The sequence below is a fragment of the Polycladospora coralii genome, assembly GCF_014773435.2.
Lineage (GTDB): Bacteria > Bacillota > Bacilli > Thermoactinomycetales > Thermoactinomycetaceae > Polycladospora > Polycladospora coralii.
Window position 1 is genome coordinate 33796 of sequence record NZ_JACXAG020000008.1, and the last position, 21245, is coordinate 55040.

12 protein-coding genes and 4 pseudogenes are annotated in these 21245 nt (G+C 40.0%); all 16 read right to left on the minus strand.

Features of this window, described 5'->3' with window-relative positions; all coding sequences use genetic code 11:
* Positions 1-402: 402 nt before the first annotated feature.
* The 16 genes and pseudogenes from IC619_RS13945 to IC619_RS14030 all read right to left on the minus strand — a co-directional run bounded on the left by IC619_RS13945 (position 403) and on the right by IC619_RS14030 (position 21236).
* Positions 403-879, minus strand: a complete 477-nt coding sequence (locus tag IC619_RS13945) for a hypothetical protein (protein WP_191140751.1) — start codon at positions 877-879, stop codon at positions 403-405.
* Positions 880-890: 11 nt separating this feature from the next.
* On the minus strand, positions 891-1232 hold the full coding sequence (locus IC619_RS13950) for a hypothetical protein (protein ID WP_191140752.1): 342 nt from the start codon (positions 1230-1232) through the stop codon (positions 891-893).
* A gap of 578 nt (positions 1233-1810) precedes the next feature.
* On the minus strand, positions 1811-2695 hold the full coding sequence (locus tag IC619_RS13955) for a hypothetical protein (protein ID WP_191140753.1): 885 nt from the start codon (positions 2693-2695) through the stop codon (positions 1811-1813).
* Positions 2696-2857: 162 nt separating this feature from the next.
* Complete coding sequence (locus IC619_RS13960; protein ID WP_191140754.1) at positions 2858-3298, minus strand: hypothetical protein; 441 nt, start codon at positions 3296-3298, stop codon at positions 2858-2860.
* A 17-nt stretch (positions 3299-3315) separates the two neighbouring features.
* Positions 3316-4008 (minus strand): RHS repeat-associated core domain-containing protein, encoded by a 693-nt coding sequence (locus tag IC619_RS16880; RefSeq protein WP_191140755.1) that lies wholly within the window; start codon positions 4006-4008, stop codon positions 3316-3318.
* Positions 4009-4482: 474 nt separating this feature from the next.
* Entirely contained in the window at positions 4483-4734 is a 252-nt protein-coding gene (locus tag IC619_RS13970) for a hypothetical protein (protein ID WP_191140756.1), read from the minus strand.
* 396 nt (positions 4735-5130) lie between these two features.
* Entirely contained in the window at positions 5131-5370 is a 240-nt protein-coding gene (locus IC619_RS17385; protein ID WP_191140757.1) for an HNH/endonuclease VII fold putative polymorphic toxin, read from the minus strand.
* 45 nt (positions 5371-5415) lie between these two features.
* A pseudogene (locus tag IC619_RS17390) lies at positions 5416-5751 on the minus strand (polymorphic toxin-type HINT domain-containing protein); the annotation flags it as partial.
* A gap of 49 nt (positions 5752-5800) precedes the next feature.
* Positions 5801-6289 carry a hypothetical protein gene (locus tag IC619_RS13990; protein WP_191140758.1) on the minus strand — a complete coding sequence of 163 codons (489 nt, stop codon included), beginning with the start codon at positions 6287-6289 and terminating at the stop codon, positions 5801-5803.
* Positions 6290-6331: 42 nt separating this feature from the next.
* Positions 6332-6637 (minus strand): annotated as a pseudogene (locus IC619_RS17395) (YwqJ-related putative deaminase); the annotation flags it as partial.
* Between the two features lie 1116 nt (positions 6638-7753).
* Positions 7754-8428, minus strand: a pseudogene (locus IC619_RS14005) (hypothetical protein).
* A 9-nt stretch (positions 8429-8437) separates the two neighbouring features.
* A pseudogene (locus tag IC619_RS17400) lies at positions 8438-8539 on the minus strand (HNH endonuclease domain-containing protein); the annotation flags it as partial.
* A gap of 274 nt (positions 8540-8813) precedes the next feature.
* Positions 8814-9188, minus strand: coding sequence for a hypothetical protein (locus tag IC619_RS14015; protein ID WP_191140760.1), 375 nt, complete (start codon positions 9186-9188; stop codon positions 8814-8816).
* A gap of 105 nt (positions 9189-9293) precedes the next feature.
* Positions 9294-9632 (minus strand): GH-E family nuclease, encoded by a 339-nt coding sequence (locus IC619_RS14020; protein WP_213260935.1) that lies wholly within the window; start codon positions 9630-9632, stop codon positions 9294-9296.
* Between the two features lie 295 nt (positions 9633-9927).
* Positions 9928-10392, minus strand: a complete 465-nt coding sequence (locus tag IC619_RS14025) for an SMI1/KNR4 family protein (protein WP_191140762.1) — start codon at positions 10390-10392, stop codon at positions 9928-9930.
* A 20-nt stretch (positions 10393-10412) separates the two neighbouring features.
* Positions 10413-21236 (minus strand): golvesin C-terminal-like domain-containing protein, encoded by a 10824-nt coding sequence (locus tag IC619_RS14030; RefSeq protein ID WP_213260938.1) that lies wholly within the window; start codon positions 21234-21236, stop codon positions 10413-10415.
* Between the last annotated feature and the right edge of the window lie 9 nt (positions 21237-21245).

A 21245-nucleotide genomic window follows, 5' to 3' on the forward strand; every position in this document is an offset into this window, starting at 1 on the left:
TTGTTTTTGTGCCATCGTTCACCATCCGGAGGCTACCTAAGCTGTCGTAGAGGTAGGAATTTGTTTTTCCATCTACGGTTTGGGTCAGTATGCGGTTGCGGTCATAATATGTCTTGGTTTTGCCATTTTGTGTATGGCTGATGATGTTATGATTCTAATTTAATTAAGTAGATTAATGCTTCAATAAATTACATAAGCATCACGATATAAAATGTGTTAGCCGAACCAATCATCACACCAATCGATCTTTTAATCATCTTCCCAGCAAAAGATAAGCATGACTGATGATCGTAATTACACATGAAAAACCATTCCTACGAAAGGTAAGAATGGCTCGCTAGTCAAATTCAAAACATTACGCTTGTGTTTTTTATTCATGCAATAAAGAATGAAAAATAACTTTTATAAGTGTGCATCCCTATAGAGCAGTTTCATCTTTCTAGGATCATTGCAAACATTGTAAATAAATAAACACAAATCTTGGTCCTCTTCCCGATCCTCAGTGAAGTCAGGATCTATTAGATTCAGGCGGTCGAAACGAAATGAGCGATACATCACTGAATAAACCTTTTTTCCTGCTCGATAGATTTTAAATATAATCATCGTAAATCTTCTTTTATAAGATATTTGAATATCATCATTTAAACAAACCTCTTGTTCTTTGACTTTAATATATAAATGATCTCCTCTTCGATAAAACATCATCATTTCACTCTTACTAAAAAACAGAAACCTTCTTCTTTTGATATAGTCATATATACCATCACATTTTACTTTCTCTTCTCGCTCAAATATCTGCATTTCTAGAGTATGAATGTTAAAATACATTATTTCTTTAAATATTGCATTGTTTAATAAAGTAAGGTTTTGATCATTCAAATTAAATCCCCTTATTTCACACCCGATATTCGATTAAACCATTTAGTGGACAGTCCTCGCAATTTTTTAGACTTCTTTTCCTTCTGCTTTCGGTTTTTAGCTAAGTTCTTTAGCTCTTTTACTTCAGTAACATATTTTTGTCCGATATTCATGTATTTTAATGGGCTCTTAATCCCCATCTTTGATGCAGTAGCACCAGTTCTCATCAGACCTTCCGAACGGAGTAGGGCTCGCCCACCTCGAACTTCTCCATATAATACAGTCGAAGCACTTCCTAATGATATACCAAAGAAAAACCCATCTAGCGCTAATTCTGGTTTCCATCCGTTTTGTGAATAATTACGAGCTCTCATTTTCTGTTGCTGTGCTGGAATAGCATTAAAATAAGCTGTTTGATCCCCTGCAAGCCATTTTTATATAGCTCATCCAACACTTGTTCAGGTAATTTAAGTTTTGGTTTGTTTGTTTTTTGAGTGTTTTTCCACCTTTAGCATCTTAATGCCTTTATAATTCTTATTAAATACAATTCATTACATAGATGTCATTGCCCATATTCTCAAAAGTACCTATCATTTCTACATTCATGCTTATTCCACTCCTTAAATCCTTTCGATGAATGTAGCGAGATCCGATCCTACAAGGACAAAAGTTCCTCATTAAGGATCAAAGCACCATCTTCAAGAGTTGCTACTACACCACCTACTATCCATTCTGCATCTTCAAGTAATTTACTATATCATCAGCATCTTCCAACAGGTTTGTAAAGTCTTTGGCGGCCTTCATCCTATAAAGCACGTCCGTGATTGTTACACTCAAAAAAGCTGTTACCCTCTTCAGCGCAGGTAACAACCATTTATGAAACGATTTTATTGATCACAGTAAAAAATACCGATGTTTCTTTTCACATTTGCTGTTGCCATAATTATTACTTCTATTCATTCACTAACTCTGTCTGGGAAGGATTGCGTAGAATTTCCCTCTCTTTTTGGTAAAAGTCACTCTCTATCAACCGTAATTCATCATTCATCATTCTATCATGTATTTTTTCATTTATTTCTAGATCACTTGTACTTAATTTTTTCTCATTAAGTAGCTTCGTATGATGATAAGCAAGCTCTATGATTGTGATCCACATGAAAAGTTGGTACCACCTCGTATGTTTGATGAGATAGCGCAGTAGTTTTTTCCTCTCTTCATAGGTTTTGAGTTGAATATCGTTCTGACGATAGGCAGCACGTGCCATCAAATTATGATAATGTTCCAATGTATTCGATTCTTTCAAACTAGCTTGATGAGTTGCAAGCAGTTTCTCATACAATTCCATTCCTTTTGTATAACATTTTTTTATCAGATCTTGTTTCACCAAATAGATTTCAGTAACCTGATAAAACGATTCCCAAGCTATCTTCATTTCTGCTGGCATTTTGTCACTACTATCTCGAATGTTTTTTAATAACTGCTTCAACCGTTTATATGGCCAAACAGGTGATTTAGACCATTTTTTCCCTATAGTTGATAAACGATAACAACAATGATCAATATTGGTACCCATCCACACTACATCTTGATAATTTTCTTGACACACTTCTTCAATGGGTGGAATACTACCATCACTTCGAATGACTAACCTGGCACGATGGGGTGGACGCTTTACACCGTCATATTGAATAAAAAAGTAAGCAGTATTATTGACGATGATCTTGCAAAATAAATGGTCACTCCACTCTCTATCTTGTTTATACGCTTCTACTCTTTTCTGTACAACCTCTGGAAGTTTCACCTTATTTCCAAACAAATACGCTTTTAATTTCTTCATTGAAAATGACACTCCCTGTTCACTTCCCCCATAGATCATCGAAATCCATGGGGGCATTTTTACATATAATGTTATTCACGAAAATGACTTACCATTTTTGACGTATAACCTCGGGCAAAGAAAGCCAATCCGACTCGCAGTCGCTAGTGCTGTGCCTGCTCCTCATACCGTCATCAAGCCGGCACCTGACATTAAAGTTTCTCCTACACGAATACTTAAATCTGCCCATTCTCCGTGATTCCAGTTGTAAATAGATTCACCAATCCCTACCGCAACACCTACACCAGCAACTTCTTTCGCACCTATTTTCATTAAGTTATAAGTGGTAGATATTTCTGGAGTGTTTGCGCTCCTTTTAAAGGTATCTCCTATTGTAGATAATAAACCTTTTCCTTGCTTGGTAATATTTGTTACATTGCTATTAACATTCTGGCTAATTCCCTTCACAGATTTAAAGTAGCTTTTGGTGGAGATAAAGTGATTCACACTTGACCAGGTGTCTAAAAGCCATTTCTGATGTTCACTATCTGTTGCTAGCCCCCACCAGTCTCGAACGAATCCTCCTCCGATCGCGCACATATTGCCAGATATATTCATTTTCATATCGTAAGTAATTCCTGCTAGACTGGTTTGAATTGTCGTTGAACCTGTTTTGAGACCATCTTTGGCCTTGTCCTGCCTGTCTTTTTTAGTTGGCTTAGATCCACCACTTTTTTTGTTTTTTTAGTTGAACCACAAGAAGCACGGGTACAATAATCTGGTTTCGGATTTGCCATAGTTGGAGCTTGGACGATTTTATCATTAATGGCTCTGCCGGTACCACCAGCTTGAGCTTGAAAGTGTCCATCCAAGTCGCTATAACTAATTGGATTTCCTCCGGTGAAGGCATAGCGCGTCATATTGGCTAAACTCATCGCCAGTCCAATATCTTGCGCGGCATCGGCGTACATGTCCCGGGTATCGAAACGAGCGATGCTTGGATTGTAGTTTCTAAAGCCCATGTCATAGGTTTCGGTATCGTCGTCCCAGCGTTTCCCAGTGTAGCGGTACGGATTGTACATGGCTTTCCGGTGTCCGGTGAAGGCTTCTTTTTGGTTTTCACCGGACATGGTGTAGCCGTAGGTCGCACGGGTATTTCCGTTTTCATCGAATAGCATCTCGACGTTGCCTGTGCGGCTGATGGTACGGTCGAAGGAGTCATAGGTATAGGACGTGGTATTCACTTTACCTTGGTCATCCATTTTTTGCATTTGAGTGAGACGACTAAAGCCATTGTATTGGTATTTCTTTGTTGTTTTTGTGCCATCGATCACTATCCCGATGCTACCTAAGCTGTCGTAGAGGTAGGTATTTGTTTTTCCATCTACGGTTTGGGTCAGTATGCGGTTGCCGTCGTAAGTGTATGCTGGTTCAGCAAGGTTTGATCGGACTTATGTGTTGTTTTTTGTTTCGGTAGTCCATCTTGGAAATAGCTGTAGCTGGTCGTATTGCCATTTCGAATAACCGACTGACTCACTTATCCAAATTTGTTGTGTTTTTGGTATATCATAACTAGTAAAAAGTGCACATATGTAAGTGCTAGAGTAATAGTTGATAACTAGTGGCCCATCGTTAAACAAAAAAATCACCACCAGTAGGTAGCTAAACTAGCAACTGGTGGTTTCATTCACAGGTAAAATATTTATTTCTGATTACAAGAGTAGAAATGTATCCTATATTTGTTATAAATTTGCTTGATCAGGTCACTTTGTTCTAGTGTCCTCTCTGAAAACAATCGATAAAGATGCTTATAATGCATGGTACTCATCAGAAATGCCCCATACTGTAATTAAGTAGGCATATTCCTCCACTTCAATTGCGAAGCCATATTTAAGCATATTAGATACAATTACTACATCTGTGTTCAGTTTTCCATCACAAAAATTGCTCTCCGTACTTTCTAACAAATGGATACATTCTTTCAGTTTTAATTCAATACCATACTTCCTGTTTTCATCACCATTTATATTTAGATTGAGAATAGTGCATTGATCATCCATCTTGCCAGTCAATTGCTAAACTATAAATTATCTTTTTTTAAAAACATTATAATTTAAAAATTCCTCATTTCTATATCTAAGTATAATACCTCCATACACTGATGATAGTATATTGTTAGATTCATTTAATTTAAGAAAATGATCCTCAGTAAGATGTATTCCTAACTTTTCTTTGTATATCCCAATAATATTCTCTATATCTTTTTTTGATTTATTTTCCAGCACTAATCTTTCCATCTTTTTTTTCTTATTTCTTTTTCCATGTATGTTTTTACTCCCTGAGCTAACATAGAGACATGAACATAGGGCACATGTCTACGTCCATGTCTTTCATAATTACTTAAAGCCTCTAAAATCCTCAGAGTAATGTCCTTGATACCCTGATCGATTTTTAGTTCAATTGAAATATCTAGATCCATCTGTGAACATACTTAGGTTTGGATCTTTAGGATCTCCAACATGAAAATGGGGTCCTCTTCCAAATTTATCGTTTCTATGCTCGATTATATAATGTCTTCCATTTCCAAATTCATATATTCTCGCCTTTTCTCCCCCACTATATTTATTTATCCATCCCTGCTTAGATGGGCTTGATGAAGTAGGTATACCTGCATCTCTCTTAGCTTGATTAAACATTTGCTTTCGAGTATACTGAACCACTTCTTCTTCACACTTATTATGCACCCATACATGTAAATCGGAGACAAAATACGTGTGATAATCTTCTACTTCAAAGTTATAGACTTTTACCCTTTTTTCCTTCTTAACTACTCGGTCTATCGAAAGTTCTTCTCCTTAATCATTGAGGAGCAGGTCTTCTGGTGTTAGATCTTTGGCGTCGACTCATCCTTTTCCTTTTACCCAGAAGAGGTGTTCAGCTGTGGTTTCTATGACTTCATCTTCGACATGGACTTGATAGATTTCAGTGACATCCCGTTGATATAGCCATTCTACTTCTTTGTAGGCGACTTCTCCAGTAAATTCATCCTTAGCGAGGACTGAATATAATAAAAAGATGACCTTCTACACTAAATGTTAGAAGTGGCATCTTTTTATTTATGAAAATCTATTCGTTTGACTGAAAATATTCGTATGAAACAGGGTTTCCCCATCCATCTTGTTCTGTTGCTTTCGATTTCTTAAATGGCATAATATCAGGAAGTTCAATGTCATTTTCCTGTAAAATTTGTATTAAATTCATTAATGGTTCTAACGTAATCTCACTATCATAAGCTGAGTACATATTTCCTTGTCCAACGTCTATAAACTCCTCAAACACATTAAACATAACTTGCTGTTTGTCTAATGATAATGTTTTATAGCCAAATGTGAAAGCGTAGTCTTCCAACGTATCCTCATCTGGAAGATAACTTCGAATAATTAAATCCCACTCCTCTATATTAATTGTATGAGTAAAATTTTTCATTTCATTAATAAATTTATTCATAGTAAAGCTTTTAATTTCCCATCTTTTACACAGTGTATCTACACAAATAGTCGCATATGCTACTCGTCCTCTTATTGAAATTAATTGAAGTTCTTTAATTAAATCCATTAACACACCCACTTTAACATTTTAAAATAATTGAACATAGGATTAGTCTGTTGGTACTCGAACTCCTTGTGTTGAAATTTTACAATTGGCACACCGACTTCTAGGTTTCCCATTTCGTGTCCATACAGTACTCATAACTAAATCATTTATTTTTGCACCACCATTTAATGCATTGTTTATACTTGCTATCTCAGCACAATTAGCAGTATTGCTTACACCGGTTAAGCTTTTCTCTGGTAGTCTCGAATCTAAAGAAGCATGAATATTATTCGGTGTCGTTCCACTACCACTTGTACCATAGTAAACATTTCCAGTTCGACTATCTACAGCAGCAGAGGTTACTGTAGGTCTATCTTTTTTTACTACGAGTTACTTTAATTTCAGCAGCTCTTTTTTGCGCTAAATCTAATGATAACTCATCAAATTGTGGTCTTGTCTTCGCACTCTTACCACCTTTCATTGCCCCTTTTATCGATCCTGCTCCACCGACTGGCGATATAAGCCCTGCAACTGCTCACAATTTTGATGTGTTCTCTTTATAAATCGGATCATATCCTGTAATAAGAATAGTAATATCAGCTGACTCACTTACACCCGGAGTCATAGAAAGAAACTCCTATCATTCTTCAATTCAGCTTTTGTTGACTTAGATACACATCCACCTCTAGGGTTACAAGTTTTCCCCTTACGGGATTCATTTCCTTTTTTCTGACCTTTGGCTTTCCTTTTCTTTTTACCACATTTCCAATCGGCAAGCTTTACCTTATCACCACGGGCGTTGGTGCCATAGTAGGAGACTTCGTCTTTGTCGTGGTGCTGAATCGAGAGATGGGCTCCTCATGGTGCGTACTTGTAGGATCGAATGATTTTACTGGCTACTTCTTCACTGATGACATCGTCAGATAGATCGAGATAGTTGAAGGTGGTGCGGTTCAAGGAGTCATAGATATAGGACGTGGTATTCACTTACCCTTGGTCATCCATTTTTGCATTTGGATGAGACGACTAAAGCCATCGTATTGGTATTTCTCTGTTGTTTTTGTGCCATCGTGCACCATCCGGAGGCTACCTAAGCTGTCGTAGAGGTAGGAATTTGTTTTTCCATCTACGGTTTGCGTCAGTATGCGGTTGCGGTCGTAGTTGTATGCTGGTTCAGCAAGGTTTGATCGGACTTACGTGTTGTTTTTTGTTTCGGTAGTCCATCTTGGAAATAGCTGTAGCTGGTCGTATTGCCATTTGGAATAACCGACTGGCTGACTTGTCCAAATTTGTTGTGTTTTTGGTATATCATAACTAGTAAAAAGTGCACATATGTAAGTGCTAGAGTAATAGTTGATAACTAGTGGCCCATCGCTAAACAAAAAAATCACCACCAGTAGGCAGCTAAACTAGCAACTGGTGGTTTCATTCACAGGTAAAATATTTATTTCTGATTACAAGAGTAGAAATGTATCCTATTCGTTTTTAATTTGAGAAATGGATATTAATCTCCTCAAAAGAGATTCGACTCTCTTCTAGACCTTCGGGATCATCACATTCAATCCTATCAATTTCTTCTTTAGTTAGCAGTATTCCGATATTCGGATTTGCTATCTTTTTTTAAAAAATAGACCGTAGCAAACTTGATTGATCCTTGGTCATTTCATATTCCTCTGTCAAAGCATCAAAGGCTTCCTGTATATCCAAAAGTTCATTCTCCAGTAAATAACCTCCATGTTGGTACATTAGGTCATATGAATCTGTTGAGTGATATTTATTTTCTATAATCCAAAATGCAGTTGTTATTGAGGGGACAATTCGGCTTCCTTTTTCCTCAAGAAGGTACTGAAACGCATCTGTTTGAGCAAGATGAATTATGTTACTTGGAGCTCCTCTTAAATAATTTTGGGCTTCTTTGAAACGACTCATTGAATAGCGAATACTACTTTCACTTCTAAAAGCTGCAACACAATAATCTGAATGAAAAGTAATCGTTCCTCTCCCACCTTGACTATCTTGTCTGTTGTAGTTAACACCATCCCATGAGCGCTCATGTGCAATTTCTGGGTAATGTGCAACCATGATAGCATGAGCTACTGAGGATAAAATACAACTTTCCCATAGGCTATTTCTGTTTAGATCCTTTACTGGATTTTTCATTTTTCCTCCTTATCTATCCCACTTTTCTCGATTCAACTTTCTTGATATAACACTCGCATTTGAAAAACTATTTGTTCCTCCACGACTTTTAGGAATAATATGATCAATCTGCTATTCATTTTGTGGAGGAGTAATACCTCTCTGACTTCTTCTCAGCTGTACAAGCACATCAAAGTAATCATTCGGATCATCCGATTTCACTACCCCACCATTTCGTTTCCTATTTTCTTCAATAATTTTAGCTTTCTGAGATGCAGTAAAATTTTCCCCTGAACCAACACTTCTGGCAACCTAACCACCTATTATTATACGGCCATGAATTAAGAAAAAATCACCCCTACTAAAGAAGTAAGAGTGACATATTCAAAATAATTGTCAGATAATACTATCTGTATTGTTTAGGATCTTCTGCTCTGTATATCGGTCCTCTATAAAACCTACTCCATTCAATCACAAAATCTGTAAGTCTGTCATACAAATCATCTGATAAGTACGGTTGTTTATAATTACGTAGTACTTGAACATCTTCTTGTATTTGTTTTAACACTTTGCTATCAAAAACATTTGGGTCACTAAGAGTTTCTTCGATATAAGTACAAAAGAGATTAAATGCAAAATCGTAGTTACCATTCCCATTATTTTGAGCTTCATACCGAAGTTTCTCAATCGCCCTTATTAATTCACCTTCTACTGTACTTGATTGACCTTCTTTAGGTACATAATTTTTCCAAATATCTTTAGCTTCTCTAAAATATTTCATATTACCTCCATTTTATACATAAACATTGGCAAAATAAATTCAACATCTCTACATTAACCTTTATTCATATCTATGACTTCTATTTCCAGATATAGATTCAGGTATTTAATTGTTTGGATTTCTGTACCAAGCTCTGAATTCATCAGCTGTCAATAGTCCTTTACCATATGCATCTCTCATATCACTATATTTTTGACCTGGTATATGCCCCATGTCCCATTGACCTTTTCTTGCCTTAGTTTTATCCCAAAATAATTCTTGCCCTGTATTAGAATCAAAAACTCTTCCATTTTGATCTTTAGCTGATTGCCATACATACTCAACTTGCCCTCTAGCATAAGCAGGTCTGTTATTGAATATATTATTGGTTGATGTGGATCCTGGAGCAGGAGCGAATCTACCATCAGGAGTCCTGTGAATGGCACACATATTATGCGTAAACACATTCAAATTCGACACATAATACGTATGAGAATCTTTCACCTTAAAGTAATAGACGGTGGTCTTTTTATCCTGCTTGATAACCTGGTCTACATGTAGGGTGTGTGCATCGGCGGTTTCGATGACTTCATCTTTGACGAGGACTTGGTAGATTTCAGTGACATCCCGTTGATATAGTCAGTCTAAAAATGCAAAAAAAGACCATCCTTACAAATAAGCAAGAATGGTTAGTCCTACTACACAACACTTAAGTTTTTTTGTGTTACAAATTTACTATATCACGTCAGTTCAATTCAAATTAGTTTATTTCATCCGCCTGAATAGAATTCAGAAACCCTTTAAAGGAATCTGCAATATAATATAAATCGTCAATAGTCATTTCCCCGTCTTCATATTCGAGTTCTTTTTCATGATCCCAAAAATAAATATATCCATATCTATTATTCGATAAATTCAAACATACAATATTTCCTCCTGCATCACGCCCAATTGGAATACAACTAATTGGTATTCTACACTTATATATTTCAAATAAATTTAATAAATCGTATGCTTCATCTGTCGCTAATCCAAACATACACGTTAGAATGAATTTTTGCTCTCCGTTGTTGTGGTAAGTACAAGTGTCGTCTTCTACATAGCCACCATTATATTGCTGCAAAAAATCAATATAATCTTTTGGTAGTTTATAACCAGTCTTTTCTTCAAATGCAAGTAAATCATTTTCATTAAATTCTCTATCATTTAATACCATGTTTATCATTAGATACCTCCATTATTTTCCTAAGGTCTTAGACCTTTCTTAATTAATGAAGCCCCTCCAGTATGCCTTACTGCCTGATGAATATCTGTTGGGACTAACATCATTGTTTTACCATCTTCTACATGATGCCATGTATATCCTTGTGGAGTTTTCTTCACTCCTAGTTTCTCATTAGCCTTTTTAAAATCATAATAATGGTCGCCTATTAAGTCAGCAAACTCAAATTTATTTTTTGAATATGGACTAAAATCGGGGAAACCTTCTTTGGTAAACTTAACACCATCAGGATATTTTACTGCTAAATTTCCACTTAATTCATAGGTTTGCCCTGCATATTTTTTATTTATTATCCTAATCCCATCTAAATTCTTTGAGGCTCCACCGACTGACGGTATTTTACCACCCGTATTCACGGGGATTGTCGCACCTATACTTACTGAGAGCAAATCAGGATTAGATATATGAGCCCAGTATGTTTTCCACATAGCCGTCCAATTAAGACTACTATCACTATCTGTATACTTCCCAGCTCTTACATCATCTAGATCTATACCTGACATTTCATCAACAAAACTATCGAGAACAGTATCTAGAAATGACTTAGGTTCAGGTGGTTTTGGCTTGGTTGTAGAGGTATTTTTGGTGCTATTACCACCTTTGGCTTCTCTTTTCTTTTTACCACACTCCCAATCGCAAGCCTTGCCTTTTGGTTTCCCCGTATTCAATTTCTTCTTTTGTTTTGTTAACGTTTGTCCATAAGATTCACCGTCATGTGTTTCACGATGAGCCTTGAAAACCTCTTTATTCGTAATTGAAGTATCATACGCCTGTGGCAAATGCCCATCCAATTCGCTATAACTGACCGGGTTCCCTCCTGCAAAGGCATAACGACTTCCTGTTGCAAGACTCATCGCCAGTCCAATATCTTGCGCGGCATCGGCGTACATGTCCCGGGTATCGAAGCGGGCGATGCTTGGGTTGTAGTTTCTAAAGCCCATGTCATAGGTTTCGGTATCGTCGTCCCAGCGTTTCCCAGTGTAGCGGTACGGATTGTACATGGCTTTGTCTGGGTTAGCTTCGTCAATCTTGTCGACTCCAGTGAAGGCTTCTTTTTGGTTTTCACCGTACATGGTGTAGCCGTAGGTCGCACGGGTATTTCCGTTTTCATCGAATAGCATCTCGACGTCACCACGGGCGTTGGTGCCGTAGTAGGAGACTTCGTCTTTGTCGTGGTGCTGCATCGAGAGACGGGCTCCCCATGGTGCGTACGTGTAGGAGCGGATGATTTTACCGGCTACTTCTTCACTGATGACATCGTCAGATAGACCGAGGTAGTTGAAGGTGGTTGTCTCTTCTTTGTCGGTACCCACGCTTCCTGTGCGACTGGTGGTACGGTCGAAGGAGTCATAGGTATAGGACGTGGTATTCACTTTCCCTTGGTCATCCATTTTTTGCATTTGCGTGAGACGACTAAAGCCATCGTATTGGTATTTCTCTGTTGCTTTTGTGCCATCGTGCACCATCCGGAGGCTACCTAAGCTGTCGTAGAGGTAGGAATTTGTTTTTCCATCTACGGTTTGCGTCAGCATGCGGTTGCGGTCGTAAGTGTACGTCTTGGTTTTGCCGTTTTGTGTATGACTGATGATGTTACTATTGGCGTCTAGTTCCACGGTTTCATTCAGTGGATTGTCGCCTGTTTTCACCATTTGCGTCACACGATCTCGTGGATCGTAGGTGTAACGGGTCTGGCTATTGACGGTCTTGCCATCAGCATCGATTAGCTGAAGGGTATCTTGTGTGCGATGTCCGTTTTCATTGTACGTAAGTGTATGCTGGTTCAGCAAGGTTTGATCAGACTTACGTGTTGTTTTTTGTTTCGGTAGTCCATCTAGGAAATAGCTGTAGCTGGTCGTATTGCCATTTGGAATGACTGACTGGCTCACTTGTCCAAATTCGTTGTATTGATAGGACCACGTACGCGGGTTTGGATCGCTCATATTTTGCTTATCTTGAATCGATTTAAGCAAGTTGCGTTCGGTGTAGGTGTAGTCTTGCACCCCACTATCATGTGCCCGCTGGATCAAGTTGCCGTTGCTATCGTATTGGTAGCGAATGGTTTGATCCACTTGATTGTTCATCAATTGTTGCATCGTTTCCAGCTGGTTCAGCTTGTTATACCCCAGCTGATACGTATCCATCTTCGCATCTGTACTGTGATCTTGCAACTGGGTTAGGTTGCCATTGACGTCATACGAATAGGTAAAGGACTTCGTTTTCGATTGTGGCACTAGACGTATGCTTTCTGCTGAAACAAGTCCATTGGCATCATTACTTAGCACAACTTGATGTTTTGCATCTCCCTCAAAATGATAGGTACCTAGCTTCACCCATTCCCTATCTCTTTGTTGCTGGTTGATGCGAACAGTGTCTGTACCCCCATCATGATGGATCGTATAAGGTGCTTGGGTAGCAGATGTGGTAAAGGACGGATAACGTACATACAAATCATAGCGATCTTTCGGTATATCAATGGACCAAGTCGCTTTACTTTCACCATTACCCGCTTCGCTCATTTGAACCTCTTGTAAGAGATTCCCCTCTATCAACTCTACTTGATCGAACCAAGCTTCTCCTCTTGCCGTATCGCTAGTATGATCGACTTCGAGCAAGATTCGAATATGAGTTGTATCGGGTCCCGTCTGGAATGTAAGGTCTTGCTTTGACCAGTCGTTTGTACCGGTAAGCTGTTGATCACGCGTATGGCTTTTTCTATCTGATGAGAACGATCCATTCTGCTCAAGTTGCATGAGATTAATAAAAGCATTCGCGTCTTTCAAATTTTTTGTTTTCACAAATGCTTGTAACGAATAGGTCGTATTGGGCTTAACTTGATATTCTTGACCAGCGGCAATATATCCATAAGCACGATCTGTCGATGCTGTTGTTACTTTTAGCGCATACTCACCTTGATAAGCTTCTGTGCGATCTAACTGTATCGTTCCATTGTCTCTCGACTTAAAGTTTTTCACCCACATATAAGGATATTTCTTCGCAGTTTCTTCATTTACTGGATAAAACTGCACTTGATCAAACCATGCTGTTCCTGAAGCATCCGCACTCGCATGGTTTACTTCCGCATATAATCGTACGACACTCGTATCTGGTGCTGTTTTAAAGGTAAAGGTTTGTTCATGCCAGTCCTTACTCCCCACAGCAGCTTGATCTTCTGTACCTGTATATCCTCCCGATGATAACGTACCCTGTGCATTTAATTGTCGGGTCAATAAGAATGCTTTCGCATCTGTTATATCTTCCGTACGTACTTTTGCTTTCATCGTATATACCGTGTTCGGCGTCACAGCGATATCTTGCGCCAGTATCCGATAACCGGATTGTGCAGTCTCTGATGAGGTGGTGATCTTCAGCATATGGCGCCCGTCTTCATTGACGATGCCAGATGTTCCTTCATCGTTTTTGACTAGTTCAAACCAATCTTTTGCTGGTAAAAATGCATCTGCATCTTGATAAAACTGCACTTGATCAAACCATGCTGTTCCTGAAGCATTCGCACTCGCATGGTTTACTTCCGCATATAATCGTACGACACTCGTATCTGATGCTGTTTTAAAGGTAAAGGTTTGTTCATGCCAGTCCTTACTCCCCACAGCAGCTTGATCTTCTGTACCTGTATATCCTCCCGATGATGTCGTACCCTGTGCATTTAATTGTCGGGTCAATAAGAATGCTTTCGCATCTGTTATATCTTCCGTACGTACTTTTGCTTTCATCGTATATACCGTGTTCGGCGTCACAGCGATATCTTGCGCCAGTATCCGATAACCGGATTGTGCAGTCTCTGATGAGGTGGTGATCTTCAGCATATGGCGCCCGTCTTCATTGACGATGCCAGATGTTCCTTCATCGTTTTTGACTAGTTCAAACCAATCTTTTGCTGGTAAAAATGCATCTGCATCTTGATAAAACTGCACTTGATCAAACCATGCTGTTCCTGAAGCATTCGCACTCGCATGGTTTACTTCTGCATATAGCCGTACGACACTCGTATCTGATGCTGTTTTAAAGGTAAAGGTTTGTTCATGCCAGTCCTTACTCCCCACAGCAGCTTGATCTTCTGTACCCGTGTATCCTCCCGATGATGTCGTACCCTGTGCATTTAATTGTCGGGTCAATAAGAATGCTTTCGCATCTGTTATATCTTCCGTACGTACTTTTGCTTTCATCGTATATACAGTATTCGGCGTCACAGCGATATCTTGCGCCAGTATCCGATGACCGGATTGTGCAGTCTCTGATGATGTGGTGATCTTTAGCATATGACGTCCATCTTCATGTACGATACCAGATGTTCCTTCATCATTTCGGACAAGCTCAAACCAACCGTCAGGTGCTAAATAAGCCGCGTCTTCCATATCTGAATTCAGAAGTACGTTCTTTTCATTAATGTAAGACGTACTTCCATCCTGCCACTTCCCGGATGATTGAGCTTCTTTTAGATTCACTTCCACACTGCGGTCATTTTTCACGAGTTTGACTGCATCGGCAACAACTGAGCCACTAGCAGATCCCGTTAGAGTGACTTTACCTGTTTGCGCGTTGCTGAATGAATAACTACCAAGATTTACCCACTCTCCATGAAGATCAGGGTTGGACTGATCGACTTCGCGATATGACGTACCCTTGGCATGGATAATGCTGAAAGGTGCTCGTTTCGAACGCGTTTGATGATAAACATTTTTGATGTATACCTCGTAATCACCTGCTGCAGGTACATTTAATTTCCATGTAAAAGAGCCTGTAACGTTTTCATTTACGAGATAATTTGTTCCGTGATACTTATCACTATTAGGAGATGAAGCTCCCCAATCTCCCTCTTGCTCCACTTTAGTCGCATCCGCATTGTCAATAATAAGTGTAGTCTGATCAGAGTTACGCTCTGTTTCGGTCTTCACTTTTCCATCTGGATAGTAGGTCCAGTTTTGCTCTCTTTGCTCGGCTCCACCTTCACCGTTTAACGTATACTGCGTGGTTTGTCCGAGATCGTTGTAGGCGTATTTGGCCTGAATGCCGTGTGGATCGGTCGTTTGTTTGATCCAGCCATTATCAAAATAATCGACCTTTGTCACATTTCGCTTCGTTTGTCCCGATGAGGCGGGTGCACTAATTTCGGTAATACGGCTCAAATTGTCATACGTGTATTGAAGTTTATGTTCTTCACGCTCACGCGCGTTACTGCTATTCGGGTCACGTGGGTAAATGATTTCTTGTACCCGATTCAGCTTGTCATAGACCGTTTTATGAACATAATCCCCTTCTGTACTGGTTGCTACCCCACGCGGTGTAATCGTTTCGGTTAAGTTTCCGACGGTGTCATACTTATACTGCGTGGTGCGAACGACATTTTGGTCATGCGGGGTTCGCATAGCGGTCAATTGACCATTTTCATCGTAACTCGCTTCGGTTATATTTCCTTCTTCATCTGTTACCTTGACCGGATTGCCATCATGATCGTAGGTAAAGTGAACGCTGTTGCCGAGTGTATCCGTCTCTTTCGTAAGACGTCCGTTTAAGTCATAGGCATAGGTCGTGCTATAATCGTCAGCTGCTTCAGTCTCATTCCCTTTCGGTTCAGTCACTTTGACCAAATTGCCGACGTTGTCGTATTCATAAGATAAGGTGTGTCCTTCACTATTGATCACTTTGGCAATACGATGTAATTGATCAAACAGATATTGCGTAGCGTAATCATCTGGATCTTCTGATGTGAGGTTTCCTTTCGGTTGCGTTTCTTTAATGAGATTCCCCACATGATCGTATTCATATGTGACGAGGCGTTTTGCTCCATTTGTCGTATCGGAGGGGAGTGTTGCCTGCATCACCCAGTCATTTTTGTTATAGCTGTAAGTCGTTTTTACACCTGTTGGTGTGGTGGTTTCCAGTATGTTGTCGTTGGCATCGTAGACGGGTGCTGGGATCGTAATCTTACGTCCCGTCGCTTTGTCGACTGGCATGGTACTGGTAAGCGGTCGTAAGAACGAATCATACGTATAAGTACCCGTATTCCCGTCTGGATCGACTACGGTCAGCACTTCACCACGTAACCCGTAGGAAACGGTCGTGCTCTTTCCTAGCGCATTGGTAACTTTTTCAGGTAAACCACTTGCACCATAGTTGCTATAGGTCGTTTTATTGCCCTTCGCATCGGTGATACTGGCTAGCAATTCATTCTGATAGGTATATTTGGTGGTGTAGTCACCTGCTGTAGCGGTCGCATTCCCTTTTGGTGCCGTTACAGTCAGCAAATTCCCCATCTGGTCATACGTATAGGTGGAAACGTGCCCTTCTGGACTGGTCACTTTCTTCAGATCTGCCACATGACCATCGAGATGGTAGTCATACTCCATCTTCGTTTGCTTACGCTTACTCACGTCAGAGATGGCATTGTTCATGGCATCGGTTTGGGTAAGCATATAGCCATTGTCATCATAAGTCCAAGTGGTGACAGCACCATTGGCATTTTCTTTACGGATCAGGTTACGATCCTCATCCCAACCAAATTTATCCGTTTCATTGCGGTCATTGGTATATTCAATCGGACGCCCGTCGTTATTAAACTTATACACACTTTTGCGGTTTTTGGCATCAGTCACCACAGTGATCGCATTTTCAGCATCATCCGCAGAAGTCCGGTATTCTAAATGAGTTTCTTTTCCTTCCCGGTCTATGATTTTGGTGGCGTGACCGCCGTCATCATAGTAAACCTGACTAATATTCCCACGTGGATCGGTAATCGTCCGCATCCGATTTTGTTCATAGGAGAACTGGTAGACTTTAGCGCCTGTTTTTCCGTCTCCTTCTGTAATCTTGGTCAGATATCCTTCATGGTTATAGGTAAAGGAAAATTTCAGCCCTGAGATATCGGTCATGCTTTTCACTTGATTTAATACATCTGGATCACTCGTATCCTTCGATCCATAATATTCCATCGCGATGGTACGACGACCGTGATGATCTTTTAAGTACTTAAGGAACTTCACCTTCAGATTCCCAACACTTCGTTTTTCGTACACATAATCCATTTTGAAACCATTACGATCGATTGTTCTCGATATATAGCCTTCGCTATCAAAATAATAGTAAGTACCATCTTGCGTTGTAATGCGCCATTGATACGTTTTATTATTCATTGAGTTCAAAATGAGATGCAGTTTGCTTCCTTTTGGACTCTTAAACTTCTTGGTTTTCGTATCGTAAACAAATGTATATTTGGTTCCATCACCATCGATAAAGAGGACGGTACCAGATAGAATTTTGCCTGTATGATCTATCTTAACCCCCTTGGAGTTTGCCGGTGTTCCCACACGCATCATATTGGTGAGGGCAAACGACCAACCTGGACCAAATAAGGAGTCTGATGCATCTAAGCTGTTGTAGGTGAGCGTCGGATTGGTGTCAAACCCTTTTGATGGATTGGAGAACGGACTGTAACTAAACATGGTATTTCCATAAAAGAGGTTTGCGGTAATATCTGTACCTGCTCCTGTATATTTTCCAATTAATCCTTGGTGGGGTTCATAGCCGAGGTGTTCCGCTTTCTTCTGGGATTGTACGACAATCGCTTGTTGTAAAGCTGGAATCCCTTGGGCACTTTTTGATAAATATTCGCCCGATTGATTGACAATATCCCATTCCAGATTCCGCGTTTCACGATATGCTTTAGTTTGCAGTACCGGCGCATGAATCTGGGCTTTTACCTGTACGGCTTCTCCAGGCTTTACATCTTTGGGCAGATTCACACGATCGGTTCCTTGTGGCGCTTGATCACCGGACCACCGATAGGTCAGTTGTTCATCGCCCTTTTTCCAGATCCGATCCGTGGTGTTGGTGATGGTAACCAGTACTTCATGGTTATCTCCAACCACCATATCGGCTGGGGTTTCGGGTGCATGATAAGTATTTTCTGCTGTTGGTAAAGTGTAAATCACTTTCAACTTTGGCCGTAGCGTCTTCTCTTTGGTTTCGTTACTTAAAAAGAGTGTCCGCTCAAGACTGCCTGGAAGCAGTTTTAACATGAAACCATAATTGGTCTTTGTACCTGTGTGCCATGCATCAACGGCTTGTGTCGCGTTCCAAACACGCCATTTCGGATCGTTTGTAATTCCGGAAACGGTATCGAGTGTTGCGGAATCAAAATTTGCATTCGATGTATTCCATGTTGCACTTCCTTCATAAAATGCCTTCGTAAGAGTGTGCAACGCATACGTGGCGTCTGAACTCCCCCCATCAATATCACGATACCAACCCCATAGATTTAAAGATGCATTGACAATTTTTGCACCCTTTGGAATATATTGGATATTAAAGCGCATGAGGGCTCGTGTTGTACCATATGTGCCACTATTGGTTCCAACCATTAACCAGTTCTTACCTTCAATGGTATTTAGATTCATGGTTGGCTTCGATTTGGATATCGTTGTATCTTCTTCTGGATTTTGAAACACTTTTAGTGCCATGCCCGCCTTCGGAAGACGCGTCAGGACAGAAGCACCTGGTTTAAGTTCTCCACTTTTTGTTTTCACAGCGATCATGTAATAGTAAGCATTTCCTAGTGGATCAGGGTCATCTGCTGGCGTGGGATCAGCTGTGGTATCCGTATAGTTCAATTGATATTTGTTATCGATTGGAGCGATCAAAGTAGACTCATCCGGAACAAAGTCTTGATAAACACTACGGTGTACTTGATATTCTACAAAGTCATCTTCTGTATACTTGGACCACTTCAGGTCTGCACCGGTAGCATAGACGGTTGTCGGTTCTGTAAGTGATACACTTGGTTCATCATAGATCACGGTTAACCGTGGACGTATGGAAGATTCATCATAGTTTTGACTGGCCGTATAAATGGGCCCGCCTTTCCCCAAGGTTTCATCTCGTGCACGTAACAAAAAACCATAGTTGGGTGCTGTACCTTGAAGCCATTTTTGTACCAATTCACGTACACCAAAGTGATTCCAGGCATTATTGGAATTGGCTGTTTTCGTTGCGATTGCACGCTTCACAAAACGAATCCCATCTGCGATGACATAGCCGTTCGCATCATCAGAGATCACTACTTTATGGGAAGAACCAGCTTCAAACGGATAATAACCAATGGTTACCCAGCGACTACCATTTTTCTGTTGATTGACACGTACCGTTTGACTGCGTCCTCCTTCATAATGCACAGTATAGGGCGTGTTCGTTGCACGATCTGAGGAACTCGTGTAAAAAATTTGTAATTCATACACCCCGTCTTCTTTAAAATGGGGTACATAAGTGAATGTTTCTTTTCCTTGGCCTGGATTATTAGGTGCATAAGTACCATGGTATGAACCACTTACAGAACTAGATAATGGCCAGTTTCCTACCTTAGAGGTATAGGTTGATTCATTATCTATAGCGTGATAGTAAGAGATTGGCGTGGTATTATAAGAGCCACCTCCACTGCCCCATTTAATGCCTGTGTGGGACTGATTCCAGGTCACATTGTTTACATCCCAATCCCGTGTCACTTGGTGGGCACTCATCGAAACCGAGTGACTACCGCTTGTCGTATCAATTTCCTGATCATAGTACATCGACAAGGTGGCTTCATTTAATATCGCTTGTTTCGGAATGGAAGATAAGTCGAACTTCACAAGTGCCCGATAAATCGAGTTATCACTGGTTCCAGCCTTAAGACGCCATGTACCTTCCGTATTGTAATTTGGATCCTTACTCGCGATGTAAGCATCGACACTTTCAGTGGGTGTTGGCTCAATCTTAATGGTTGGGTCAATTAAAATTGGGAATTTTCTGTTTTGATCAGCTATCCATTTGGGATCCGCTTCAATCGTGATGGTTGCTTGATCACCTTCTTGTTTGACTGATTGCTTGACATTTTCACTATAGATAAAACCATAAGGTGAGTTTTCATCAGGTGTTGCATCCATCATGAAAGGTTTAGGCATGCGGTAAACCACTCTGCCGCTTTCTCGATCCTCAAAACGGATCGAACCATCTTCCTCATCCTTGGCTTGTAATCCTTTAAGATTCAAATGAAATGTATATGTCGGATTTTCTACTTTCTGATTCAATCGAATGGTTTCTTTGAGTGAGTCCGTTCCCACATCGTAGATGAGATCGGCTTTGTCCCATAATTGCACATATGTAACCTGATTTTCCTTTATGGTCGGTTTCACATTTGCTTGCGCTGCTACTGGATTAAAATCGATTTGCTTCTCTTCATGTTCAAAACGTAGTAGCGTGGAGGATGAAGTTCCAAAATAAGTGCGGAACGTGTTAGAGGTATTTTCATAATTAAAACCTTTTTGTTTCGTCTTTTTGACATTGACATCAATCTCTTGCCATTTGCCTTTTTCGTCTTTGTAGTGGACAGGATCAGCAGAGATTTCTTTTTGTTTGCGTCCGTCAGAGAGTTCGAACACTTTACTATTCTGATCCCGTTCACTGGTATCTTCTTTTACTTTTTCGGCTTTAGGAATCTTCTCACCGACCGGTGCTTCTTCTTTTTGATAAAGCGTCTCGTCAGCAATTTCTTCCGCCTTCGCCTTTTCTTCATCACGATCTGTGAAGAAGTCGACCAGTGAATTCCAAGCGCCTTTACTTGATTCTTCAGCTGTGAGTAGTAAGCTTGATGATGCTTCTACTACAGCGGTGCGTTTTTCTGTAAAGCTAGTCGTTACCATTTCGGCTGCGTATATCGGTGTGGGCAACAGACTCGTAAACAGAAAAATCAGTAGCATGGCGATGATTCCCATGCGTTTCAAAATAGGATGATTTCTCAATGTATACAT